This window comes from Sedimentimonas flavescens (genome assembly GCF_025154035.1).
GTDB lineage: Bacteria > Pseudomonadota > Alphaproteobacteria > Rhodobacterales > Rhodobacteraceae > Rhodobacter > Rhodobacter flavescens.
The window spans coordinates 128129-150541 of sequence record NZ_JAOALJ010000004.1 but is presented as its reverse complement, the minus strand read 5'-3'; the positions used below and the strand labels follow the sequence as shown (position 1 = coordinate 150541).

The 22413-nt window shown below is 64.6% G+C and carries 24 protein-coding genes; 8 read left to right on the top strand and 16 right to left on the bottom strand.

The window, feature by feature from the left end; all coding sequences use genetic code 11:
• Nucleotides 1-71 precede the first annotated feature (71 nt).
• Entirely contained in the window at nt 72-710 is a 639-nt protein-coding gene (gene aat / locus N3C64_RS09125; protein WP_260014036.1) for a leucyl/phenylalanyl-tRNA--protein transferase, read from the top strand.
• Here aat and N3C64_RS09120 read toward each other — a convergent pair.
• The 7 genes from N3C64_RS09120 to uraH all read right to left on the bottom strand — a co-directional run bounded on the left by N3C64_RS09120 (nt 674) and on the right by uraH (nt 5874).
• Nucleotides 674-1042, bottom strand: coding sequence for a DUF2155 domain-containing protein (locus tag N3C64_RS09120; RefSeq protein ID WP_218631006.1), 369 nt, complete (start codon nt 1040-1042; stop codon nt 674-676). The two genes, aat and N3C64_RS09120, sit on opposite strands and share 37 nt — an antisense overlap.
• Nucleotides 1042-1491: an outer membrane lipid asymmetry maintenance protein MlaD gene (mlaD, locus tag N3C64_RS09115; RefSeq protein WP_260014033.1), complete on the bottom strand. Its 450-nt coding sequence runs from the start codon at nt 1489-1491 to the stop codon at nt 1042-1044. Before mlaD ends, N3C64_RS09120 begins: the two co-directional genes overlap by 1 nt.
• Nucleotides 1492-1515: 24 nt before the next feature.
• The gene (locus N3C64_RS09110) at nt 1516-1890 is read right to left on the bottom strand and encodes an NADH:ubiquinone oxidoreductase subunit NDUFA12 (RefSeq protein ID WP_218631004.1); all 375 of its coding nucleotides are present in this window, start codon (nt 1888-1890) and stop codon (nt 1516-1518) included.
• Nucleotides 1891-2013: 123 nt separating this feature from the next.
• Nucleotides 2014-3279 (bottom strand): ATP-dependent Clp protease ATP-binding subunit ClpX, encoded by a 1266-nt coding sequence (clpX, locus tag N3C64_RS09105; RefSeq protein ID WP_260014030.1) that lies wholly within the window; start codon nt 3277-3279, stop codon nt 2014-2016.
• 116 nt (nt 3280-3395) lie between these two features.
• Nucleotides 3396-4025 (bottom strand): ATP-dependent Clp protease proteolytic subunit, encoded by a 630-nt coding sequence (locus N3C64_RS09100; protein ID WP_218631002.1) that lies wholly within the window; start codon nt 4023-4025, stop codon nt 3396-3398.
• A gap of 132 nt (nt 4026-4157) precedes the next feature.
• The gene (locus N3C64_RS09095) at nt 4158-5384 is read right to left on the bottom strand and encodes a urate hydroxylase PuuD (RefSeq protein WP_260014029.1); all 1227 of its coding nucleotides are present in this window, start codon (nt 5382-5384) and stop codon (nt 4158-4160) included.
• 133 nt (nt 5385-5517) lie between these two features.
• Entirely contained in the window at nt 5518-5874 is a 357-nt protein-coding gene (gene uraH, locus N3C64_RS09090) for a hydroxyisourate hydrolase (protein WP_260014028.1), read from the bottom strand.
• A 111-nt stretch (nt 5875-5985) separates the two neighbouring features.
• Here uraH and puuE point away from each other — a divergent pair, with 111 nt between their 5' ends.
• The 4 genes from puuE to N3C64_RS09070 all read left to right on the top strand — a co-directional run bounded on the left by puuE (nt 5986) and on the right by N3C64_RS09070 (nt 9881).
• Nucleotides 5986-7401: an allantoinase PuuE gene (puuE, locus tag N3C64_RS09085; protein ID WP_260014027.1), complete on the top strand. Its 1416-nt coding sequence runs from the start codon at nt 5986-5988 to the stop codon at nt 7399-7401.
• Nucleotides 7398-8228, top strand: coding sequence for a bifunctional allantoicase/(S)-ureidoglycine aminohydrolase (locus tag N3C64_RS09080; RefSeq protein WP_218630998.1), 831 nt, complete (start codon nt 7398-7400; stop codon nt 8226-8228). Before puuE ends, N3C64_RS09080 begins: the two co-directional genes overlap by 4 nt.
• 77 nt (nt 8229-8305) lie before the next feature.
• Nucleotides 8306-8794: an ureidoglycolate lyase gene (locus N3C64_RS09075; protein ID WP_218630997.1), complete on the top strand. Its 489-nt coding sequence runs from the start codon at nt 8306-8308 to the stop codon at nt 8792-8794.
• 61 nt (nt 8795-8855) lie between these two features.
• Nucleotides 8856-9881: an NAD-dependent epimerase/dehydratase family protein gene (locus N3C64_RS09070; protein WP_260014026.1), complete on the top strand. Its 1026-nt coding sequence runs from the start codon at nt 8856-8858 to the stop codon at nt 9879-9881.
• On the opposite strand, the gene N3C64_RS09065 is transcribed toward N3C64_RS09070, so the two are convergent.
• Together N3C64_RS09065 and N3C64_RS09060 are read right to left on the bottom strand one after the other, a co-directional pair.
• Nucleotides 9878-11140, bottom strand: a complete 1263-nt coding sequence (locus N3C64_RS09065; protein WP_260014025.1) for a glycerate kinase type-2 family protein — start codon at nt 11138-11140, stop codon at nt 9878-9880. The two genes, N3C64_RS09070 and N3C64_RS09065, sit on opposite strands and share 4 nt — an antisense overlap.
• 92 nt (nt 11141-11232) lie before the next feature.
• On the bottom strand, nt 11233-12816 hold the full coding sequence (locus N3C64_RS09060) for a bifunctional metallophosphatase/5'-nucleotidase (protein WP_260014024.1): 1584 nt from the start codon (nt 12814-12816) through the stop codon (nt 11233-11235).
• Between the two features lie 171 nt (nt 12817-12987).
• Here N3C64_RS09060 and N3C64_RS09055 point away from each other — a divergent pair, with 171 nt between their 5' ends.
• The 3 genes from N3C64_RS09055 to arsC are packed head-to-tail and all read left to right on the top strand — an operon-like array spanning nt 12988 to nt 14713.
• Entirely contained in the window at nt 12988-13326 is a 339-nt protein-coding gene (locus N3C64_RS09055; protein WP_260014022.1) for a DUF952 domain-containing protein, read from the top strand.
• A complete protein-coding gene (locus tag N3C64_RS09050) occupies nt 13323-14381 on the top strand; it encodes a quinone-dependent dihydroorotate dehydrogenase (RefSeq protein WP_260014021.1) in 1059 nt (352 codons plus the stop codon). Before N3C64_RS09055 ends, N3C64_RS09050 begins: the two co-directional genes overlap by 4 nt.
• Entirely contained in the window at nt 14372-14713 is a 342-nt protein-coding gene (gene arsC, locus N3C64_RS09045) for an arsenate reductase (glutaredoxin) (RefSeq protein ID WP_218630991.1), read from the top strand. The genes N3C64_RS09050 and arsC overlap by 10 nt, the downstream gene beginning before the upstream one ends.
• Before the next feature lie 3 nt (nt 14714-14716).
• Here the strand turns inward: arsC and N3C64_RS09040 are convergent, their stop codons facing one another.
• The 7 genes from N3C64_RS09040 to N3C64_RS09010 form a co-directional block, all read right to left on the bottom strand.
• Nucleotides 14717-16810 carry a 3'-5' exonuclease gene (locus N3C64_RS09040; RefSeq protein WP_260014020.1) on the bottom strand — a complete coding sequence of 698 codons (2094 nt, stop codon included), beginning with the start codon at nt 16808-16810 and terminating at the stop codon, nt 14717-14719.
• A complete protein-coding gene (locus N3C64_RS09035) occupies nt 16807-17202 on the bottom strand; it encodes a response regulator transcription factor (RefSeq protein WP_218630989.1) in 396 nt (131 codons plus the stop codon). Before N3C64_RS09035 ends, N3C64_RS09040 begins: the two co-directional genes overlap by 4 nt.
• A 2-nt stretch (nt 17203-17204) precedes the next feature.
• Complete coding sequence (locus tag N3C64_RS09030) at nt 17205-17732, bottom strand: hypothetical protein (RefSeq protein ID WP_218630988.1); 528 nt, start codon at nt 17730-17732, stop codon at nt 17205-17207.
• Between the two features lie 9 nt (nt 17733-17741).
• A complete protein-coding gene (locus N3C64_RS09025; protein ID WP_260014019.1) occupies nt 17742-19568 on the bottom strand; it encodes a DUF294 nucleotidyltransferase-like domain-containing protein in 1827 nt (608 codons plus the stop codon).
• A gap of 89 nt (nt 19569-19657) precedes the next feature.
• Nucleotides 19658-21385 (bottom strand): sodium:solute symporter family protein, encoded by a 1728-nt coding sequence (locus N3C64_RS09020; RefSeq protein WP_218630986.1) that lies wholly within the window; start codon nt 21383-21385, stop codon nt 19658-19660.
• A 15-nt stretch (nt 21386-21400) separates the two neighbouring features.
• Nucleotides 21401-21658 carry a DUF4212 domain-containing protein gene (locus N3C64_RS09015; RefSeq protein WP_218630985.1) on the bottom strand — a complete coding sequence of 86 codons (258 nt, stop codon included), beginning with the start codon at nt 21656-21658 and terminating at the stop codon, nt 21401-21403.
• Between the two features lie 61 nt (nt 21659-21719).
• Nucleotides 21720-22412 (bottom strand): adenylate kinase, encoded by a 693-nt coding sequence (locus N3C64_RS09010; RefSeq protein WP_218630984.1) that lies wholly within the window; start codon nt 22410-22412, stop codon nt 21720-21722.
• Between the last annotated feature and the right edge of the window lies 1 nt (nt 22413).

The following is a 22413-nucleotide window of genomic DNA, read 5'->3' as shown; positions in this document are numbered from 1 at the left end:
TGCTCCAATCGGTTTGAATGCCGGGCGGAATCAGACCATGCTTGCCGCGCGGGACGATCTCGGGGACGGGCATGGCAACAAAGCTGACAGCGCGGATGCTGCTATCGGGATATGCCCAGGGCATCTTCCCGATGGCCGAAAGCCGCGATGCGCCCGAGTTGCACTGGTTCGACCCACAGCGGCGCGGCATTTTCGATCTACAAAATTTCCACATTTCGCGCTCACTGGCGAAAGCCATCCGGCGCGAAACCTTCACTATTCGAACCGACACCGCCTTTCGCGCCGTGGTCGAGGGCTGCGCCGAACGCCCCGAGACCTGGATCAACGGACCGCTCTTCGATCTCTATGACGAACTCTTCGCCGCGGGCTTTGCCCATAGCGTCGAGACCTGGCAGGATGGGCAACTGATGGGCGGGATCTATGGTATCACCCTTGGCGGGGCCTTCTTCGGCGAGAGCATGTTCTCGCGCGCCAGCAATGCCTCAAAAGTCGCGCTGGCCTATACGGTGGACCGCCTGCGCCTCGCGGGCTTTACGCTTTTCGACACGCAATACCTGACGCCGCATCTGGCAAGCCTGGGCGCCACGGAAGTCTCGCGCGCGGAGTATCGCGGAAGGCTGGCTGCGGCGTTGGCGATAGACGCGGATTTCACCGTACCGCCGATCCCCGACGCTCACTCCATCTTGCAGCGAATGACCCAGACGTCATAGCGCTGATGATCCAGCGCCGAAAGCGCCGGGCTGTCGGCGATCATCCAACCCGCGAAGGCGGGCTGCGCTGCGCCCTTCTCATTGATCAGCAGATAGGCATAGGCGTTCGAGGACGGGTCGTCCGCCGGATAGCGGCATTCGCGCAGCGTCACGCTGATCGAGCCGAACTCGGCCGTCTGTCCTGCCGAGAGAATGATATCCGAGGAGGTGCCTGCCACCTTGTCGAGGCCGCGCAGAATCGCGCCGGGCGCCTCGGCCAGCCCCTCGGGCGTGTCCTGCGCCATCGCCGCGCCGCTGCCCAGCACCAGCGCCAGCATCGCCAAACGGATCATTACTGCCCTTCCTGCGAGCTTCCGCCCGCGAATTTCATCATCAGCGCCAGCACGGAGACAGCACCCTGAGTGTCGAGAATTTCGTCGCCTTCCGCCAGCGTCTCGAGGCTGCCACCGGGGACCAGCTCGACAAACGACCCCCCCATGAGCCCCTCGGACGAGACCAGCGCGGCCGAATCGTCGGGCAGCTGAATGTCGTCGCGCAGCGCGAGCGTGGTGTCGGCGAAGAAGGTCAGGGGGTCGAGCTTGATCTCGGTCACGCTGCCGACCTTCACGCCCGCCATGCGCACGTCGGTGCCGACAACGATTCCCTCGACGGAACGGAACGAGGCATGCAGCGGGTAAGTGCCAGAACTCGGCCCGGAATCACGCCCGGCCCAAACCATGAAACCAACCGCGACGGCCAGAACGACCGCCCCTGCAAACACTTCTACGCGATTTTCACTCATGCCGCCCTCCTTGAAGGGGCAGCCTCACTCCGGCTGCCAAGCCTCGTAATCGCGACGCTCGATCAGCGACGCACGACGGATCGAACCGGCGGGAACATAGGCATCGGCCAGGCCGGTGCGGTTGTCCTTGTGCGGCAGTTCCCAGGATTTGTGCGGCAGCGGCTGCTTGGTCGGCGGTTCGGGATAGGTAAAGTGCATCCAGCCGTGCCAGTCGGGCGAAATGCGGCTTGCCTCGACCTCGCCGTTGTAGATCACCCAGCGGCGCTTGCCATCGGCGGTCTGGTAATAGACGTTGCCCTGCTCGTCCTCGCCGACCTTCACGCCCTTGCGCGCGGTAAAGATCTGGGTGCCGAGGGTCTGGCCGTTCCACCAGGTCAGAAGGCGAAGCAGGAATTTCATGTCTATCCTCCGCAGAGCTTGCTTGGCCCCTTATAGCGCAGGGCGCGGCAAGGTCCAGTGATTTGGGCGCAATTTGCAGACCCCGGAGAGCAAAACGGCGGGCCTTGGCCCGCCGTCCCCACCTTAACCGGCGGTCTTGGGTTCTTTCTTGGCGTCCGCGTAGATCAGAAGCGGCTTGGCCTCGGACTTGTCCACGGCCTCCTCGTTCACTACGACCTCCTGCACGCCATTGAGTCCCGGCAGTTCGAACATCGTGTCGAGCAGGATGTCCTCCATGATCGAGCGCAGGCCGCGCGCACCGGTCTTGCGCTTGATCGCGCGCTTGGCAATCGCGCTCAGCGCATCCGGCGTGAAGGTCAGCTTGACCCCCTCAATGTCGAACAGGCGCTGGTACTGCTTGACCAGGGCGTTCTTCGGCTCGGTCAGGATCGTGATCAGTGCCGCCTCGTCGAGATCTTCGAGCGTTGCGATCACCGGCAGACGCCCGACGAATTCCGGGATCAGGCCGAATTTCAGCAGATCTTCCGGCTCAAGCTCCTTGAACAGCTCACCCGCACCACGCGATTCGGGGTCTTTGACCTCGGCACCGAAGCCGATGGCCGAACCCTTGCCGCGCTGCGCGATGATCCGGTCGAGACCGGCAAAGGCGCCGCCGCAGATAAACAGGATGTTCGTGGTGTCCACCTGCAGGAATTCCTGCTGCGGATGTTTGCGCCCGCCCTGCGGCGGAACCGAGGCCACGGTGCCTTCCATGATCTTCAGGAGCGCCTGCTGCACACCCTCGCCCGACACGTCGCGGGTGATCGAGGGGTTGTCCGACTTGCGCGTAATCTTGTCGACCTCGTCGATATAGACGATGCCACGCTGCGCGCGCTCGACGTTGTACTCCGAGGACTGCAGGAGCTTGAGGATGATGTTCTCGACATCCTCGCCCACGTAACCGGCTTCGGTCAGCGTGGTCGCATCGGCCATGGTGAAGGGCACATCGAGGATGCGCGCTAGCGTCTGCGCCAGCAGCGTCTTGCCGCAGCCGGTCGGGCCGATCAGCAGGATGTTCGACTTCGCCAGCTCGATATCGGTCTTGGCGCTGTGATTGAGCCGCTTGTAGTGGTTGTGCACGGCGACCGAGAGGACGCGCTTCGCGTGCTCCTGCCCGATCACGTAATCGTCCAGAACCTTGCAGATGTCGCGCGGGGTCGGAACGCCGTCGGTGGCCTTGAGGCCGCCGGTCTTCGTTTCCTCGCGAATGATATCCATGCACAGCTCGACGCATTCGTCGCAGATGAACACAGTGGGGCCTGCAATCAGCTTGCGCACCTCGTGCTGGCTCTTGCCGCAGAACGAGCAGTAGAGCGTGTTCTTGCTGTCTGAGCCGTTGTTGTTAGCCATCGTCGTCCTCTGCGCTGTCCCGGAGTGCTCCGGGGCCTTTGAAGGGCTGCCTTTCCAAAAGTCTAGGACAGCCCCCCGTCCATCACAATGTCAAAATTCCGTCGCAAGCGGCGGGATCACTTGGCCTCTTCGACCTTGCCGCGGCTGTCGAGGATCTCGTCGATCAGGCCCCAGTTCTTGGCCTCTTCGGCGGACATGAAGTTGTCGCGCTCCAGCGCGGCCTCGACCTTGTCGTATTCGTTGCCGGTGTGCTTGACGTAGATCTCGTTCAGGCGCCGCTTGAGCTTTTGCGTCTCTTGAGCGTGGATCATGATGTCGGTCGCCTGGCCCTGGTAGCCGCCCGAGGGCTGGTGCACCATCACGCGCGAGTTCGGCAGCGAGAAGCGCATCCCCTTTTCACCCGCGGTCAGCAGCAGCGAGCCCATCGAGGCCGCCTGGCCGATCACCAGCGTCGAGACCTTGGGGCGGATGTATTGCATCGTGTCGTAGATCGACAGGCCCGAGGTCACCACCCCACCGGGCGAGTTGATATACATCGCGATTTCCTTCGAGGGGTTCTCGGCCTCAAGGAACAGGAGCTGCGCGCAGATCAGCGTGGACATGCCGTCATGAACCGGACCCGCGAGGAAGATGATCCGCTCCTTGAGCAGACGCGAATAGATGTCATAGGCACGCTCGCCGCGCGAGGTCTGTTCGACCACCATCGGCACCAGCGTGTTCATGTAGAGGTCCATCGGGTCTTTCATTGGCCTGCCCTTCCCTGCGTATCTCGCGAAACGATTATTCGAAGTCCTTTACCGGAGTCTTAGTGGCGCGGGCAGGCCCCTGCAAGGCCACCTCGGCAATTGTTCCGGACCCCATTGCGCGCGCTGCGCGCCTCAGCCCTCGGTCGCGGCGCGATACCATGTGCGGATCTGCGCGCGCTCGTCGGGTTCCATGAAGCTGAGATTGGCGGGCGGCATCGCATGGGTCAGCCCCGATTGCACATAGATCTGATGCGCGGCATTGGCGATCTGCGCGGGCGTCTCCAGATGCACCGCCTTGGGCGCACGCCCGATCCCGTCAAAGCCCGGCTCGGCGGCATGGCACATCGAGCAGCGCCCCATCACGATATCCGTCACCGCCTCGAACCCCGGCGCCTCGGCAAAACGCTGCGCGGCGGGCGGCAGGGCGGCCTCGTCCATTTCCTCCTGCGGGCCGGTCAAGCTGGAGAGCCAGACGATCAGCGCAAACAGCACCGCCGTGACCCCCCAGGTCCACCACGGCGTGCCCTTATGTGCATGATGGGTGTTGAAGAAATGCCGAATCGTCACGCCCATCAGGAAGACAAGCGAGGCGATCAGCCAGTTCCACTCGCTCGCGAAGGCCAGCGGATAGTGGTTCGACAGCATCAGGAACAGCACCGGCAGCGTCAGATAGTTGTTATGGGTCGAGCGCTGCTTGGCGATCTTGCCGTATTTCGGATCGGGCGCGCGGCCCGCCATGAGGTCGGCCACCACAATTTTCTGATTCGGGATGATGATGAAGAAGACGTTGGCCGACATGATGGTGGCGGTGAACGCGCCCAGATGCAGCAGCGCCGCCCGCCCCGAGAAGACCTGCGTATAGCCCCAGGCCATAACAACCAGCACGACATACAAAAACAGCATCAGCCGCGTGTTGTCGTCGCCAAAGCGCGACTTGCAGATCAGGTCATAGGCGATCCACCCAATCGTCAGCGAACCAAGTGAGATCGCGATCGCCGCCCAGGCCGGCAGGTCCGCGACGCTCGGATCGATCAGGTAGAACTGCGCGCCCGCCCAATAGACCAGCACCAGCATGGCAAAGCCCGACACCCAGGTCATGTAGCTTTCCCATTTGAACCAGGTCAGATCCGCCGGCATCCGCTCGGGCGCGACCAGGTATTTCTGGATATGGTAGAAGCCGCCGCCATGCACCTGCCATGCGGCCCCATGAACGCCCTTGGGGGCACCCTCCTCGGGGCGCAGGCCCAGATCGAGCGCTATGAAATAGAAGGACGAACCGATCCAGGCGATCGCGGTGATCACATGCAGCCAGCGCACGGCGAACTGCGCCCATTCCAGCCAGAAGGTATAGTCGAGCATCGGACCCTCGTTTTTTCCAGCAGCTTCCGCCGCCATCGTGAAAACGGCAAGCCCTCAATCCGTGGCGCTCTACGCGCGGTGGGGTCGCCCATCCATTCTCACAACGTCACGCCCGCGCCGGGCGCTGAGCGGCTCAGCTGCCGCGATAGGTGGAATAGCCGTAGGGCGAGAGCAGCAGCGGCACATGGTAATGCGCGCCCGCATCGCTGATCCCGAAGCGGATCGGCACGAGGTCGAGAAACAGCGGCGACGCCCCGGCCTGGCCCGAAGCGCGCAGATAATCGCCCGCATGGAAGACCAGCTCATACTCACCCGGGCCGAAATCCCCCTTAGGCAGAATCGGGCCATCGGTGCGCCCGTCGGCATTGGTCACGGCCTCGGCAATCTTCTCCCGCCCACCGTAGTGATGGGCGTAAAGCTCGATGCGCAACCCCTCTGCCGGAACGCCCCGGGCGGCATCGAGCACATGCGTCGTCAGGTATCCGTCCATCTCGCCCTCCTTTTGGGCAACTATGCGCCCGCCCCGCCAACCCCGCAAGGCACCCCTTGCGCCAGCGCCGGTTTCGGCCTTTGATCGGCAAGTAAAAGATCGGAGACCCCAATGATCCGCTACCCCCGAGACATGCGCGGCTACGGCGCCAATCCCCCCGACGCGGACTGGCCCGGCGGGGCGCGCATCGCGATCTCGATGGTGCTGAACTACGAAGAAGGCGGCGAAAACAACGTCCTGCATGGCGACGCGGCCTCCGAGGCGTTCCTGTCCGACATCGCAGGCGCGGCCATGTGGCCCGGCCAGCGGCACTGGAACATGGAGTCGATCTACGAATACGGCGCGCGCGCGGGCTTCTGGCGGCTGCACCGGCTGTTCACCGGCCTCAACATCCCGGTGACGATCTATGGCGTCGCCACCGCCCTTGCGCGCAACCCCGAACAGGTCGCCGCGATGAAATCTGCGCGGTGGGAGATTGCCAGCCACGGCCTGAAATGGGTCGAGCACAAGGACATGCCCGAAGATGAGGAACGCCGCCAGATTGCCGAGGCGATCCGTCTGCATACCGAGGTCGTGGGCGCCCCCCCGCGCGGCTGGTACACCGGTCGTTGTTCGGTCAACACGGTACGGCTAACGGCGGAAACGGGCGCTTTCGACTGGATCTCGGACACCTATGACGACGATCTGCCCTACTGGCGCCACATCGCCGGGCGCGATCAGCTGGTCATCCCCTATACGCTCGAAGCCAATGACATGCGATTTGCAACGGCACCCGGCTATATCGAGGGCGAGCAGTTCTTCACCTACCTCAAGGACACCTTCGACACGCTCTATGCCGAGGGGCTGGCGGGTCAGGCCAAGATGTTCTCGGTCGGGCTGCACAACCGCCTGATCGGTCGCCCCGGCAAGGTCGCGGGCCTGAAGCGCTTCCTCGACTATGCACGCGGGCACGAGGGCGTCTGGTTCGCCACCCGCGGCCAGATCGCGGCGCATTGGGCCGCCACCCACCCACCCGTGCACTTCGAGCGCCCAAGTGAGATGGACCGCACCACTTTCGTCACCCGCTACGGCTCGATCTTCGAGCACAGCCCCTGGATCGCGGAACGCGCCTTCGATCTCGAACTCGGGCCCGCCCATGACAGTGCCATCGGGCTACACAACGCGCTTGCCCGCATGTTCCGCTCGGCCAGCCCCGACGAGCGCATGGGCGTGCTGCGCGCCCATCCCGATCTTGCGGGCAAACTCGCGCAGGCCAAACGCCTGACCGCCGAGAGCACCTCGGAACAGGCCAGCGCCGGGCTTGATGCGCTGACCGATGACGAGCGGGCGGCCTTCACCCGTCTCAACGACACCTACACCGCCCGCTTCGGCTTCCCGTTCATCATCGCCGTGCGCGACCATGACAAGGCGGGCATCCTGCGCGCCTTCGAGACCCGGATCGCCAACAGCCCCGAGCAAGAATTCACCACAGCCTGCGCCCAGGTCGAGCGGATCGCCTACCTGCGCCTGAAGGATCAACTGCCATGACCGGCTATTACACGCCCCCCGGGGGTCTGCCCCCGCAAACCGCCCTGATGACCGGCCGCGCCATTTTCACCGAGGCCTATGCCTTCATTCCCAAGGGCTGCTTTTCGGACATCGTCACCAGCTACCTGCCCGGCTGGACCGAGACACGGCTCTGGCTGATCGCCCGCCCGATGACCGGCTTCTCCGAAACCTTCAGCCAATATGTGATGGAGGTCGGCCCCGACGGCGGCTCGGACAACCCCGATCCGGAGGAGGGCGCCGAACACGTCCTCTTCGTCACCGATGGCGAGATGTGGCTCTCGCTCGACGGTCAGGAGCATGAGCTTTCCGCAGGCGGCTACGCCTATATCCCGCCCGGTTGCGCCTGGCATGTGCGCAACGGCGCCGACCACCCTCTGCGCTTCCACTGGATGCGCAAACTCTACGAGCGCGCCCACGGCCTGCCCGCCCCCGAAGCCTTCGTCACGAACGAGCGCGAGATCGCCCCCATCGCCATGCCCGACACGCATGGCCGGTGGGCCACCACCCGCTTCGTCGATCCGACCGACCTGCGCCACGACATGCATGTCAACATCGTCACCTTCCAGCCGGGCGGTCTTATCCCGTTCGAGGAAACCCATGTGATGGAGCATGGCCTCTACGTCCTCGAAGGCAAGGCGGTCTACAAGCTCAACACCGACTGGGTCGAAGTCGAGGCGGGCGATTTCATGTGGCTGCGCGCTTATTGCCCGCAGGCCTGCTACGCCGCTGGCCCCGGCCCGTTCCGCTACCTGCTCTACAAGGACGTCAACCGCCACGCCAAACTGCGCGGGCCCTTCGCGCGCTAACCCCTTCAACGTGGCCGAAATATCCCACGCGGGTCCGGGGGTGTGAAACCCCCGGCCTTCCCAACCCGGAGCACCCCATGCAGATCCGCGCCGAACCCCTGACGCCCGTGGCCTTCGCCCCCTTCGGTGATGTGCTCGCGGCCACAGGTGCCCCCGACAAGCTGATCAACGCGGGGCTTTGCGGCCGCTTCCACGACCGCGCGCAGCTCGACTTCGGCGACGACACAGGCGGGCGCGCCGGGATCTCGATCTTCAAGGCCGTTCCCCGCGCCCTTCCCTACCGCTGCGATCTGCTCGAACGTCACCCCGAGGGCAGCCAGGCCTTCCTCCCGATGACTGCCGATCCGTTCCTTGTTATCGTCGCCCCCGACGAAAACGGCCAGCCCGGCTCGCCGCGCGCTTTCCTGACGAACGGGGCGCAGGGCATCAACCTGCTTCGCGGCACCTGGCACGGCGTTCTGACGCCGCTGGCCGAACCCGGCCTCTTCGCCGTCATCGACCGGATCGGCGCGACCCCGAACCTCGAAGAGGTCCATCTGCCCGCGCCCTTCACCGTCACCGCCTGAAACGGTTTTCTTGGGCGACGCGCCGGGCTATGCAGGGGCAAACCGCCCAGCAGGACATCCGATGACGCCCACCACCCAACGCACCGCCCTCGTCACCGGCTCGGCCGGGTTCATCGGCTACTTCACCTGCAAACGCCTGCTCGCCGACGGGTTCCGCGTGATCGGCCTCGACGCGATGACCGACTATTATGACGTCGCCCTGAAAGAGCGCCGCCAGTCCATGCTGCTTCAAAACTCCAATTTCCGCGCGGTGAACGAGCGGGTAGAAACGCCGGGTCTGCTGATGGGCCTGATGGCGGATGAGCGCCCCGACATCGTCATCCACCTCGCCGCACAGGCGGGCGTGCGCTACTCGATCGAGAACCCGCGCTCCTATCTCGACAGCAACATCACCGGCACGTTCGAGCTGCTCGAGGCCGCCCGTGCTTATCCGCCGCAACACCTGCTGCTGGCTTCCACCTCCTCGGTCTTCGGCGCCAATACCGAGATGCCCTACCGCGAGACCGACAAGGCCGATCACCAGATGTCGTTCTATGCGGCGACCAAGAAGGCAACCGAGGCCATGGCGCATAGCTATGCGCATCTCTTTGATCTGCCGGTGACGATGTTTCGCTTCTTCACCGTCTACGGGCCCTGGGGCCGCCCTGACATGGCGCTTTTCAAGTTCACCAAGGCGATCCTGAACGGCGAGCCGATCGACGTTTACAACTACGGCGACATGAAGCGCGACTTCACCTATGTCGAGGATCTGGTCGAGGGCATCCGCCTGCTGATCGACACGCCTCCCGTTCGCCCCGAGAACGGAGAGGTGCCTGACGGCGACAGCCTCTCGCCCGTGGCCCCCTGGCGCGTGGTGAACATTGGCAATTCCGACGCCGTACAACTGACCGATTTCATCGCCGCGATCGAGGCTGCGACCGGCCGCGCCGCTACGCGCAACCTGATGCCGATGCAGGCCGGCGACGTACCCGCCACCTGGGCCGATGCGAGCCTTCTCAAGCACCTTACCGGCTACGCGCCCAAGACCCGTGTGCCTGAGGGGGTGAAGGCCTTCGTTGCCTGGTATCGCGACTATTACGGCGTCTAAGGCAGGATCAGGAAGGCCCTGAAATCGTTGACATTGGTCAGCGTCGGGCCAGTCACCACCTGCCCTGCGACCCCCGCAAAAAAGCCGTGGCTGTCCTGACGGGCCAGCGCGGCTTGCGCATCCAGCCCCGTGGCTTCGGCCCGCGCCAGAGTATCGGGGCCGATGATCGCGCCCGCAACCTCGGCCGCGCCATCGACGCCATCTGTATCACAGGCAATCGCGTAGATACCCGGCGCGCCCTGCAATTCCAGCGCTGCGGCAAGGGCGAACTCGGCATTCGGCCCGCCGACACCGTCCGACCCGGCAACCCGCGTCACCGTGCATTCGCCCCCCGACAGCAGCACAAGCGGCCGATCCAACCCCGAGGTCGCGAGTTTCAGCGCCATGCGCGCCTGCGCCCGCCCCAGATCACGGGCCTCACCCTCCAGCGCATCGCCGAGCATCCGCACATCGCAGCCCGCAGCACGCGCGACCTCGGCCGCCGCCGCCAGCGATTGCGCCGGGGCGGCGATGATCCGGGTCTCGGCACGGCTCAGACGCGGATCGCCCGGCGCCAGAACCCGCCCGCCTTGGGCCAGCACCGCCTCCGCCGCCGGTGGCAGGGCGATCCCGTAGCGCGCAACGATGGCGCGCGCCGCGTCAATGCCGCGCGCATCCCCCACCGTCGGCCCCGAGGCGATGAAGGCCGGATCGTCCCCCGGCACGTCCGAGATCATCAGCGCCAGCATCCGCGCCGGATAGGCCGCAGCCGCCAGTTGCCCACCCTTCACCGCGCTCAGATGTTTGCGCAGGGTGTTCATCTGGTCGATGGGCGCGCCAGAGGCCAGAAGCGCGGCATTGACCGCCTGCTTGTCGGCCAGCGTCAGATCACCCGCCGGAGCACAAAGCAGCGCCGAGCCGCCCCCCGAAATCAGCGCCAAAACGAAATCGTCCGGCCCCAGCCGTTCAAGCAGCGTCAACATTCGCCGCGTGGCCGCGACTCCGGCGGCGTCGGGCACCGGATGGGCGGCCTCGACAATCTCGATGCCCCGCGTCGGGCGCGCATAGCCGTAGCGCGTGATTACCAGCCCCTCGCAGGGGGCCCAAACCGTCTCAACCGCCTCGGCCATCCGGGCCGAGGCCTTGCCCGCCCCGACCACAACCACCCGTCCGGCCGGGCGCGGCGGCAGATGCGCGGGGATGACGCGCATCGGATCGGCGGCGGCCACGGCCGCGTCGAACATCGCGCGCAACAGGGTTTGGGGTGTCTGGCTGTCCATTGGCTCCTCCTGCGGCGATCCTAGGCGCAGAACCGGGGCGCGCAAGACAAAGCGGGGGCCGAAGCCCCCGCTGCATTGGTATTTTCGGCCGCTTACTTGCGGGTAATCCGCCCATCGAGCGCCGGGGTATAGGGGCCGACCTTGGCCAGATACTCCGCCGTCACATCGGCGAGGTCCGGGCCGTAGTCATAGGCGTTCATGCCCTCGCTATCGAACATCTTGTAACCGTCGCCGCCCTGACGAACGTAGTTGTTGGTCACCACGCCATAGACCTTCGCCGGGTCGATCGGCATCCAGCTGCCCGCGTCCATCACCATGACGTCGGAGATCCGGCTGCCTGCCGGTTGTGCCGGGTCAAGCGTGTATTTCAGGCCCGCAACCTGAGTAAAGCGGCCCGCGCCTTCCTCAAGCTGGCTCGCGCCGTTCTCCAGCGCCGCGACGATGGTCGAGCCTTTCGCCTCGAAGGTCGAGAGCGTGTTCTGGAACGGCAGCACCGTCAGAACCTCGCCCATGGTCACCGGACCCGCGTCGATCGAAGCGCGCAGACCGCCACCGTTCTGGATGGCAATGCTGACGCCCTGCCCCTTCACACGGTCGAGCATCGCATCGGCCACAAGGTTCCCCATGGCGCATTCCATCTGCCGGCAATTATCGCGCGAGCCATCGACGTCTGTGGTGGTCTCGGACACGACCCTGGCGCGCACTTCTTCAAGCGGCTTGGCCAGCTCGGCCACGCGCGCGGCGATCGCGGCATCGGGGGTAACCGAGGCATCGAGCAGAACGGTATCGCCCGAGGCATCCTTGAGCATACCCGCATCGTCAAAGGTCAGCACGAGATGGCCAACGTATTTCGAATAGGCATAGGCCGAGACGACCGGCACCGAACCCGCCATCGTCGGGTATTTCTCGGCCCCTTCCTCGGTGTTCGAGAACTTGGTGTGCGAGTGGCCACCGACAACCACATCGAGCCCGGCAACCGCCTCGCCAAGCGCCTTGTCCTTGACGAAGCCGACATGGGTCAGTGCGATGATCTTGTTCACACCCTCGGCCTCAAGCGCGGCCACATCGGCCTTCAGGCTCTCGGCCTCGTCCTGAAAAAGCACCGCCGGACCGGGCGAGGAGGTCTCGACCGTATCGGTCGCCAGCGCCGAGACAATGCCGACCTTCTCGCCGCCGACCTCGAGCACGACCGTGTCGCTGACCTTGCCGTTGAGCACGTTCGACTGGCTCAGGTCGAGGTTGCCCGACAGCACCGGGAACGAGACCTTCTCCAGAAAACCGGCCAGCCCTTCGGGGCCATCGTCGAATTCGTGGTTGCCGACGGCCATCGCGTCGAAGCCGATCTTGTTCATGAACTCGGCCGTGTCGGCGCCCTTGTAGGTCGTGTAGAACAGCGAGCCCTGGAACTGGTCGCCCGCATCCAGCACGATCACATTGCCGCCCTCGGCTTTGATCGCATCGCGCAACTCGTTGATCTTGGTGGCCACGCGCGCAACGCCGCCAAAGCACTTGCCTTCGGCCGAATCCTCGGCCGAACAGGTGGAGTCGTATTTGTTGATCTCTTCAATGCGGCTGTGCATGTCGTTGATATGCAGCACATGCAGCGTGTAATCGGCCGAAGCCGTGCCCGCCGAAAGCGCGAGCGCTGCGGCTGAGGCCAGGAAACGAGCTTGCATCGAACCCTCCGGTGTTGTCAGACAGTTTTTACTGTGAGGTCAGTTTCTCGCGCTGTCAAAGGTTGCGCTCCGACTTTGGCTAGCGGCCATGCGTAACAGGGCGGTGACTTGGCGCCATATCGGTGCATTGCCGGGATTGACCATTTTCCGGGCACAGGGCATTTGGTTGCCATGCTGATTTACAAGATCTTTCGCCGCCCTGAATGGAATGCGTTCCGTGACGCGGGCCGCACCCTTGGCGCTCCGGTCGATCTGGCCGACGGCTTCATCCATTTCTCGACCGCGTCGCAAGTGGCCGAAACCGCCGCCAAGCATTTCGCGACCGAAAGCGATCTGGTGCTGGTGGCCGTTCATGCCGCGGCGCTTGGCCCCGACCTGAAATGGGAGCCCTCGCGCGGTGGAGCGCTGTTTCCGCATCTTTACCGTCCGCTGGAACTGCCCGAGGTGGCCTGGGATCGCTCCCTGCCGCTTGGCGCGACCGGCCATATCTTCCCCGAGGGTTTGCTGTGAACATGATCGAACGCACCGGGCTGGCGCTGTTGCACCGCTTCGACCCCGAGACCGCCCATGGCCTGTCGCTGCGCGCGCTGCGCGCGGGGTTGGTGCCGCTTCCCGGCCCCATCACCTCGCCGCGTCTGGCGACGCAGCTTGCGGGCCTCGATCTGGCTAACCCGATCGGGTTGGCCGCGGGCTATGACAAGAACGCCGTGGCGTTGCCGCAGTTGATGCGCTCGGGCTTTGGTTTCCTTGAGGTCGGTGCCGCCACCCCGCGCCCGCAAGAGGGCAACCCGCGCCCGCGCCTGTGGCGCCTGACCGAGGATAACGCCGCGATCAACCGCTTTGGCTTCAACAACGAGGGGATGGAGCCGATCACCACCCGTCTGGCCGCCAAGCCCGCCGGTATCCCCGTGGGCCTGAACCTTGGCGCGAACAAGGACAGCGCCGACCGCGCGGCCGATTTCGCCACCGTCCTGCGCCATGCCGGGCCGCATATCGATTTCGCGACCGTCAATGTCAGTTCCCCCAACACCGAGAAGCTGCGCGACCTTCAGGGCAAAGAGGCGCTCTCGGCACTGCTGGCCGGGGTGATCGACACGCGCAACGGACTGCCGCGCCGTATCCCGGTTTTCCTCAAGATCGCACCCGATCTGAGCGCGGCGGAACTGGAAGAGATCGCCGAGGTCGCGCTTGACGCGGGCATCGACGGTCTGATCGCCACGAACACGACGCTTTCGCGCGATGGTTTGAAAAGTGCAGATCGTGGCCAGCAAGGCGGCCTTTCGGGGCAGCCATTGTTCGAAAAGTCCACGCGCGTGCTGGCGCAGATGTCCCGTCTCACGCAGGGCAAGCTGCCGCTGATCGGGGTTGGCGGGGTCAGCACCGCAGAACAGGCCTATGAAAAGATCCGCGCGGGCGCCTCGGCCGTGCAGCTTTACACCGCGATGGTCTATGGCGGGCTGTCACTGGCCGCCGAGATCGCGCGCGGCCTTGATGCGCTGCTGGCGCGCGACGGGTTCGGCTCGGTCTCGCAAGCCGTGGGTACGGGGCGCGACAAATGGCTCTGACGATCTGGCACAACCCGCGCTGCAGCAAGTCGCGCGAGACGCTCGCGCTGCTTGAGGCGCGCGGACTGACGCCCGAGGTGCGGCTTTACCTCACCGATCCGCCGAGCGTTGCCGAGCTTGCCGAAGCACTGGCCCTGCTGGACCAGCCCGCCGAAACGCTTGTGCGCTGGAAAGAGGCGGAGCGCCCCGCGGCGCTGACGCGCGAGGCGGACACCGCGACGATCCTGGCCGCGCTGGCGGCGCAGCCCAAGCTGATCGAACGCCCTCTGGTCCTGAGCGACACGGCGGCGCGCCTCGGGCGCCCACCCGAGGCCGTGCTGGAGATCGTCTGATCCTCAGGCGTTGAGGTCCTTGAGCAGCCGCCCGTGTTTGCGCACCTCTGCCACGACCTCGCCAAAGGTGTTCAGTCCGCGCGCCTTCAGCGCCGGCAGCAGCTTGAGGAAGGCATCCGCCGTTGCGACCGTGTCGCCGATCGCGGTGTGACGCGCCTCCTCGGGGATCGTGATCCCGAGGCGATGGGTCAGCGCATCAAGGCTGTGCGTCTCGGACTGGCCGAACACCACCGCCGACAGCAGAACCGTATCGAGGATCGGGTTGTCGAAATGCTGCCCGATCGCCAACTCCTTGCGGCGCAGAAACTCCATATCGAAGGGCGCGTTATGGGCGATCAGAACCGCCCCTTCGGCGAACTTGTGGAAACGCCGTCCGACTTCGACGATATCGGGCGCATCGACGACCATTGCATCCGAGATTCCGTGCACCTCGGTCGAGGCCGGGGGGATGCTGCGGTGCGGGTTCACGAGCGTGTCGAACACTTCGGTCTCGACCCGGCGCCCGTTCACGATACGCACGGCGGCGATCTGCACGATCTCATCACCCTCGGTCGGCAAAAGGCCTGTGGTTTCCGTATCGAAGACCACATAGGTCAGCCGTTCCAGCGGCGTTGCGGCAACCTCGGCGTCGCGCACCTGGCCCAGGAGTTCGAAATCGTAAACCACCGCGCGCGGGATCGGCTTGGGGCGCTTGGTGACGCGGCGGGCCTCGCGCAGCGGGATGCAGAGCCGCCCCCGTCCGCCAGCCATCGGCTCGGGCCAGATCTCGCTGGCGTGGGTCACAAGCACCCGCCGCCCGGTCACATCGGCCATGCCCACTTCAAGCGGCGCATCGAGCCATTGCTCAAGCTCGCTGATCGGCACGGGCGCACCATGCCATTCCAGTGCAATCAGCGCACCGCCCTCTTCCTCGGAGATCTCAAGGCGGAACGCGGAGCGGCCCTCTAGCCGCGACGTCAGCGTTCCGAGAAGCGCAACCATCTCAAAACCCTCGCAGCGCAACATGAGCGGCGCGGCCTCGATCTCGATCTGACCGTGATCGGCCTCGACCCGCGCACGCACCGCATCGCCAAGGTCCGAAGCCCGGATCATCCCGAGCGGCCACCAGTCGGCGCGGTTGGCCTCGTGACGCTCGAAGAGGGTATGGATCGCATCGGCCAGCATCAGCGCCTCGGTTCGCGCTGCCGAGCGCACCTTGTCGCGTGCCGCGCCCGACGGGCCGTCATCCGCGGTCAGTACCCCGGTCAGCGATTGCAGCGCCGCGGCAGGGCGGCGGATCCGGTCGAACAGCTCGTCCATCAGCTGCTCTCGCTGCGCATGGGCGCGCATGTCGCCCGACACATCGCGCAGGGTCAGAACGTAGCCGGGGCGGGAGGTGATGTGACGATCCTCTCCCTCGGACAACAGGCGCATACGGGCGGCCAGCACCTTGCCGTCAGCCACCGTGGAACACAGCAAGTCCGAGGCGGCGTCGGGATCGTCGGTCTCGATCAGACGTGCATAGGCATGGGCGACCGGCGCCTGGTGCAGGTAATCAAACACCCGACGATCAAGGCCCGGCGCATGGCCACCACCCAAAAGGTCAACCGCCTGCCCGTTGTAGAAAACCAGCTGATGGTCCGGTGTGCACAGCAAAACCCCCACGGGAACGTCCGAAAGCAACGCCTCGAGCCGCTCCTTCTCGCGCGCAAGACGGTTGGTTTCGCGCTGCACCGACTCGATGAGGGCCGAGCGCGTCTCGGCCAGATGCTGCGTGACGGCGGCTGCTGCGGGGGCCAGATCGCCCAGATAACGGCCGGAGGACTGGTCGAGCTCCGAGGCGACCTCGGCGTGGGTGCGCGCGCGCATCCCGCCTGCAAGCCGCTCAATCGGCTTGGCCACGTTTTCGTCGAACAGGAACCATACGCCGGTGATCAACCCGAGGATCACGAAACCGGCGACCGTGCCGCCGATGATGAAACCATCGAGCGCCTCGGGCACGCCCAGTTTTTCAAACCCGAAGACCATTCCAGCGACCAGGGCGCCGATATTCCCAGCCGCCAGCGCGGCAAAAAACAGAAAGACGCGCAAACGGAGGCTGAGATTGGCCAGGGTCATGTCTGCGCTCCCTCATCGAGAAGACGATGCACCTCGTCACGCAATTCCTTGAGTTCGAACGGCTTTGCGATGAACCCGTCAGCCCCGAGGGCAAGCCCCTTGCGCCGCTCCATGGCGGAACCACGCGCGGTCATCATCAGGATCTTCACGTCGCTCAGACCGGTATCGGCCCGGATTTCCTGGCAGATCTCATAGCCCGATACCTCGGGCAACATGACATCCAGAAGCACCAGATCGGGATGTGTCGCACGGATGCGATCGATCGCGCCCGCACCGGTGGCGATGCGGTCGTGATCGAAGCCCTCGCGGCTCATCAGATAGTCGAGCGCGATTGCGATGTTGTCCTCATCCTCCACGATAAGGACACGATGTTTCCTCCCACCGTCGGCCATGTTCATCCTCCCAGACAGGCGGCCTTCAGTCCCTCATCGGTGGCATCCAACGGGTACCATTCGGCCCCCGTCAGCGTGCCATCCGGGTTGATCTGCGCCCCCTCCACAAGATCGGCGCGCGCCGCATTTTCGCAGTCATAGGCAACGCTGACCGGCTGTACCGGCATCCAACGCTGCATCAACAAGAGTTCGGTTTGTGCGATCCCCGGTGCAGGATGGCGGACCGTGCCGCGATCCAGCGCCATCGCCCGCACCGTCATCGGGAATACGTAGGTCCAGGGCCGCCACGGCTTGCTCTCCTCGACCGTGCGCAGGATCGTCGCGGTCTCGGGCAGGCCAGCGCGCAGGCGCGGATACCAAGCGTATTCACTCCAGATCGTGGCGAACAGCATTGCCACACCGGCCGTCGCAGGCATCGCCCATTTGGGCAGCTGTACGCCGAGGATCTTACGCAGCGCATGGCGTGCCGCGAAAACCACGACGACGGCCAGAAAGGCCGCTGCCAGCATGGTGATGAAATCGTTGACCATCGTTACCCCTTAGCTCACTGCTGCCTTGCCGTGTCCAACGGCCGACTGCATCGTGCGCACCACCACGAAAGCGTCGCGCAGATGCGAGCGCTCAAAATCCGACAGGTCCGACGGCGCCAGATAGTTGTCCGGCTTCCGCCCCGCCTTGATCAGGTGCGACTGGTTCTCAAGCCGCATCGTGGCGATCAGGTCATAGGCCTCGATCAAATCGCGCGCGCCCGAGGCCGAGATGATCCCCGCCTCCTCGGCACCCAGCAGACGCGCCCGAGTGTTGGCGGCAGTCAACCGCCCCTGCAACGCATAGACGCGGCCCAGATCGGTGACCGGCACCACGCCATTGTGCTTCATGTCGATGTGATTGCGATGCTCGCCCGAACGGATCGTCGCGAAACCGCGGATCAGGCCAAGTGGCGGCGTGTGCTTGAGCGAGTTCGAGATCATATGCGCCACGAAGATCGAGTTACGCGCGGCGATCTCCAGCGTCTCTTCTTGCAGGCTCTGATAGAGGCTCGGGCCATTGCCGCCAATGGGGCGCAGGTCGAACATCACCGAGGCGAGCATCTGCGCCTCGGGGTTCGGCTTGTTGATCCAGCCGTGGAAATAGTCGCGCCAGACCCGCGCGGGCTGACACCAGCGATCAGCCGTCGCCATCATGTCGCCGGGGCAATAAACGTAGCCGCAGGCATGCAGCCCGTCCGAGACGATCTTGGCGAGTTTGCGGAAGTAAACCATGTCGTCGGGCGTCACGGCATCGTCGATGATCAGGCAGTTGTCCTGATCGCTGACGCCGGTTTGCTCCTGTCTGCCCTGGCTACCACAGGCCAGCCAGAGGTAGGGCACGGGCGCCGGGCCAAGCTCGGCCTCGGCCATGGCGAGCAGGCGCCGCGTCACGGCATCGGCGATATCGGTAATCAGCCGGGTAACGACCTCGTGGCTGTGATGCCCGCCGACCAGTTGCACCAGAAGCTGCGGGATGCGCGCGGTGACCGCCGCCATCTCTTCGACGCTGTCGGCGCCAGCCACGTCGCGGATCAGCACGGCCGAGCTGACCGCCTGGAAGCGGGTCAGGTCCGTCTGGGTGATCATCCCGGCGAAGCGGCCGCCTTCGACGATCGGCAGATGGCCGATACGGCGTTCCAGCATGATGTGCAGGATGTCCGACCCAAGCGCACTGAGCGGCAGCGAGATCGGATCGGGCGTCATGACATCGCGCACCGGCACATCGGGGCTCAGCCCGCCTGCCAGCACCTTGTTGGACAGATCGCGCACAGTGACGATGCCGCGCAGCTTGTCACCCTCAGTCACACCGAGCGAGGAGACATGGGAATCGCGCATGATCTGCGCGGCCTCGCGCACTGTCGCATCGGGCGAACAGCTCATCGGTTTGCGCGCCAGAAGATCGGCGATCTTCATGGTCGCGATATCGGCCTGGCGCGACTCGCGCCCGCGGGTGCGGTTGAAGAACCGCTTGAAGGGGGGGAACTCGTCGCTCAGGCGGGCGAATTCGGCCAGCGGGAGCATCAGAAGCACGGTCTGCTCGGTCGCCTTTGCGCTGGTGACAGCGATACCTTCGCGCATCAACCCGCGCTCGCCGAACGAGTTGCGCGGCCCAAGGATCGACACGAGGGCACCGTTCTCCTCGGTGATCTCGACCCCGCCCGACTTGATCAGGTAGAGGCCCTCAAGCTTGTCGTCCTTGCGATAGATGTCGGTTCCGGCGGGAACCTCCCTGCGGCTGAAGGAACTGGCGACGCGCACCAACTCGTCCCGCGGCAGGTTGTCATAAGGATGGACGCTCTCAAGAAACGCGATAATGGCCTGTTGTGCGCCGCCCATAATGACTTTCTCCGGAGAAGGAGGGTCGCCCTGTCGGGCGACCCGGGATTTTGTGGGGTGGCGCCGGAGCGCCACCCAAGCCCAAACGCTTAGTGGCCGGTGGCCGCGCCAGCGCCTTTCGGGATGCGGATCGACTCGACCAGTTCCTGCACATCGGCCGGAACATCGTCGGTCGCGTTCGACACGAAGTAGGCGACCGCGAAGTTGATCATCGCACCGATCGCGCCGAACGAGGTCGACTTGATCGAGAGGAACAGCGGGTCGGCGTCGGTGAAGCTGTTGGTGCCTGCGACGAAGAACCAGCCCTTGTGAAGGAAGATGTACACGAGGGTGGTCAGCAGACCCGCGAGCATACCCATAACGGCGCCCTTGGAGTTCACACGCTTCGAGAAGATACCCATCATCAGCGCCGGGAAGATCGACGAAGCTGCCAGACCGAAGGCAAGAGCCACGGTTTGCGCCGCGAAGCCCGGGGGGTTCAGACCCAGGTAGGTCGCCAGAACGATCGCAACGGCCATCGAAACACGGGCGGCCAGAAGCTCGCCTTTTTCCGAGATGCCCGGGTTGATCTGACCCTTGATCAGGTCGTGCGACACAGCCGACGAGATCGCCATGAGCAGGCCCGCAGCGGTCGACAGAGCGGCAGCCAGACCACCGGCAGCAACCAGAGCGATAACCCAGCCAGGCAGGTCAGCGATTTCCGGGTTCGCCAGGGTGATGATGTCGCGGTTCACGTCAAGCTCGTTGGCATCTTTCGAAGCAACGTAGTTGATCAGGCCATCGCCATTCTTGTCTTCGAACTTGAGAAGACCAGTCTTCTCCCAGTTCTTGACCCAATCCGGACGAGCTTCGTACGCCAGCGGCGCAGCGGTGGTGCCTTCCGGATAAACGGTGTTGACCAGGTTGATGCGCGCCATCGCAGCCACGGCCGGAGCCGTCAGGTAGAGCAGCGCGATGAACACCAGCGCCCAGCCAGCCGACGAACGGGCGTCCGACACCTTGGGAACGGTGAAGAAGCGCACGATAACGTGGGGCAGACCCGCAGTACCGATCATCAGCGACAGCGTGAACAGGAACATGTTCAGCGTGGTGTCGGACTGTTGCGTGTACGAGCTGAAGCCGAGGTCGGCGAGCATGCCGTTCAGCGTGGTCAGCAGCGGCTCACCGGTCGACTTGGCGTCGGCAAACAGGCCAAGAGCCGGGATCGGGTTGCCGGTCAGGTTGAGCGAGATGAAGATCGCCGGGATGGTGTAGGCGATGATCAGAACGACGTACTGAGCGACCTGCGTGTAGGTGATGCCCTTCATGCCGCCAAGAACGGCATAAGCGAACACGACCGCGGCGCCGATGAACAGGCCGGTCGAAGCCTCGACTTCGAGGAAGCGCGAGAAGGCAACGCCAACGCCCGACATCTGACCGATAACGTAGGTGATCGACGCGATCAGAAGGCAGATAACGGCGATAACGCGCGCGGTGCCCGAGTAGAAGCGGTCACCGATGAATTCCGGCACGGTGAACTTGCCGAACTTGCGCAGGTAAGGCGCCAGAAGCATCGCCAGAAGCACGTAGCCACCGGTCCAGCCCATCAGGTAGGCCGAGGTGTCGTAGCCACCGAAAGCGATGATACCGGCCATCGAGATGAACGACGCGGCCGACATCCAGTCAGCGCCGGTCGCCATACCGTTCAGAACCGGGTGAACGCCGCCACCGGCCGCGTAGAATTCTGCGGTCGAACCCGCGCGGGCCCAGATCGCGATCCCGAAGTAGAGCGCGAAAGTCGCACCCACCACGAGAAGGTTTAGGGTAAACTGATCCATTGTCCCTGCTCTCCCTTATTCTTCCACGCCGTGTTCTTTATCCAGTTTGTTCATGCGCGCGGCATAAGCAAAAATCAGGATCAAGAAGACGATGATCGAGCCCTGCTGAGCAAACCAGAAGCCCAGATCGGTGCCGCCAATGCCAATGCCCGACAGCATCGGGCGCAGAAGGATGCCAAAGCCGAACGAGCAGACGAACCAGATCACCAGATACAGCTGGATGGTCCGGATATTCGCTCTCCAGTAGGCATTGGACGAAGATTTGTCCGCCATAAGCGTAACTCCCTGTTTTTTTCCGAAACGGGCCCGGAACGGGCCCGCCCCTCCCCCAAAATTAAGCCGATACGCGTTCCACGATCGACCCGAGACCCGAGGCGATTTCGTCGATGTTACCCATCGCGTCGATCTTCTCGAGAACGCCGAGGGCCCCGTAGTGGGCGATCAGCGGTGCCGTCTGGGCGTGGTAGGCGACCAGCCTTGCACGCGCCGTCTCGGCGTTGTCGTCGGCCCGGCGCTTGAACTCCGTGCCTCCGCATTTGTCACAAACACCCGCCTGAACGGGCTGTTTGAAATCGTCATGATAGCCCTCGCCGCAGCTGCCGCAGGTATAGCGGCCAGCGACGCGCTGGATCATTGCCTCGTCATCCACCTCAAGGCTGATCGCCGCGGTGACCCGCTGACCGGCCTCGGACAGGAGTGCGTCAAGCGCCTCGGCCTGGCCCGCCGTGCGCGGGAAGCCGTCGAGGATCACGCCTGCGGTCACGTCCGGCTCGCCGAGGCGATCGCGCAGGATGTTCAGCACGATCTCGTCCGAGACGAGGCCACCGGCCTCCATCACCGCTTTCGCGGCGAGGCCAGCAGGCGTGCCCGCCGCAACGGCGGCGCGCAGCAGATCGCCGGTCGAGAGTTGGACCAGGCCGAAACGCTCTTCGAGCATCCGGGCCTGGGTGCCTTTCCCGGCCCCGGGGGGGCCGAGCAGGATCAGAACGGCGGGCGTCGTCGCGACTGCGTTGTTATCAGTTGCCATC

Bases quoted from the DNA above. Each gene is read 5' to 3' on its own strand.
- N3C64_RS09015 (WP_218630985.1), bottom strand. From the start codon at position 21,658: ATGGCGGACAAATCTTCGTCCAATGCCTACTGGAGAGCGAATATCCGG.
- N3C64_RS09055 (WP_260014022.1), top strand. From the start codon at position 12,988: ATGCTGATTTACAAGATCTTTCGCCGCCCTGAATGGAATGCGTTCCGT.
- aat (WP_260014036.1), top strand. From the start codon at position 72: ATGGCAACAAAGCTGACAGCGCGGATGCTGCTATCGGGATATGCCCAG.
- N3C64_RS09110 (WP_218631004.1), bottom strand. From the start codon at position 1,890: ATGAAATTCCTGCTTCGCCTTCTGACCTGGTGGAACGGCCAGACCCTC.
- N3C64_RS09075 (WP_218630997.1), top strand. From the start codon at position 8,306: ATGCAGATCCGCGCCGAACCCCTGACGCCCGTGGCCTTCGCCCCCTTC.
- N3C64_RS09080 (WP_218630998.1), top strand. From the start codon at position 7,398: ATGACCGGCTATTACACGCCCCCCGGGGGTCTGCCCCCGCAAACCGCC.
- N3C64_RS09060 (WP_260014024.1), bottom strand. From the start codon at position 12,816: ATGCAAGCTCGTTTCCTGGCCTCAGCCGCAGCGCTCGCGCTTTCGGCG.
- N3C64_RS09030 (WP_218630988.1), bottom strand. From the start codon at position 17,732: ATGGTCAACGATTTCATCACCATGCTGGCAGCGGCCTTTCTGGCCGTC.
- N3C64_RS09070 (WP_260014026.1), top strand. From the start codon at position 8,856: ATGACGCCCACCACCCAACGCACCGCCCTCGTCACCGGCTCGGCCGGG.
- N3C64_RS09025 (WP_260014019.1), bottom strand. From the start codon at position 19,568: ATGGGCGGCGCACAACAGGCCATTATCGCGTTTCTTGAGAGCGTCCAT.
- clpX (WP_260014030.1), bottom strand. From the start codon at position 3,279: ATGGCTAACAACAACGGCTCAGACAGCAAGAACACGCTCTACTGCTCG.
- N3C64_RS09120 (WP_218631006.1), bottom strand. From the start codon at position 1,042: ATGATCCGTTTGGCGATGCTGGCGCTGGTGCTGGGCAGCGGCGCGGCG.
- uraH (WP_260014028.1), bottom strand. From the start codon at position 5,874: ATGGACGGATACCTGACGACGCATGTGCTCGATGCCGCCCGGGGCGTT.
- N3C64_RS09035 (WP_218630989.1), bottom strand. From the start codon at position 17,202: ATGGCCGACGGTGGGAGGAAACATCGTGTCCTTATCGTGGAGGATGAG.
- mlaD (WP_260014033.1), bottom strand. From the start codon at position 1,491: ATGAGTGAAAATCGCGTAGAAGTGTTTGCAGGGGCGGTCGTTCTGGCC.
- N3C64_RS09065 (WP_260014025.1), bottom strand. From the start codon at position 11,140: ATGGACAGCCAGACACCCCAAACCCTGTTGCGCGCGATGTTCGACGCG.
- N3C64_RS09040 (WP_260014020.1), bottom strand. From the start codon at position 16,810: ATGACCCTGGCCAATCTCAGCCTCCGTTTGCGCGTCTTTCTGTTTTTT.
- N3C64_RS09095 (WP_260014029.1), bottom strand. From the start codon at position 5,384: ATGCTCGACTATACCTTCTGGCTGGAATGGGCGCAGTTCGCCGTGCGC.
- puuE (WP_260014027.1), top strand. From the start codon at position 5,986: ATGATCCGCTACCCCCGAGACATGCGCGGCTACGGCGCCAATCCCCCC.
- N3C64_RS09100 (WP_218631002.1), bottom strand. From the start codon at position 4,025: ATGAAAGACCCGATGGACCTCTACATGAACACGCTGGTGCCGATGGTG.
- arsC (WP_218630991.1), top strand. From the start codon at position 14,372: ATGGCTCTGACGATCTGGCACAACCCGCGCTGCAGCAAGTCGCGCGAG.
- N3C64_RS09010 (WP_218630984.1), bottom strand. From the start codon at position 22,412: ATGGCAACTGATAACAACGCAGTCGCGACGACGCCCGCCGTTCTGATC.
- N3C64_RS09020 (WP_218630986.1), bottom strand. From the start codon at position 21,385: ATGGATCAGTTTACCCTAAACCTTCTCGTGGTGGGTGCGACTTTCGCG.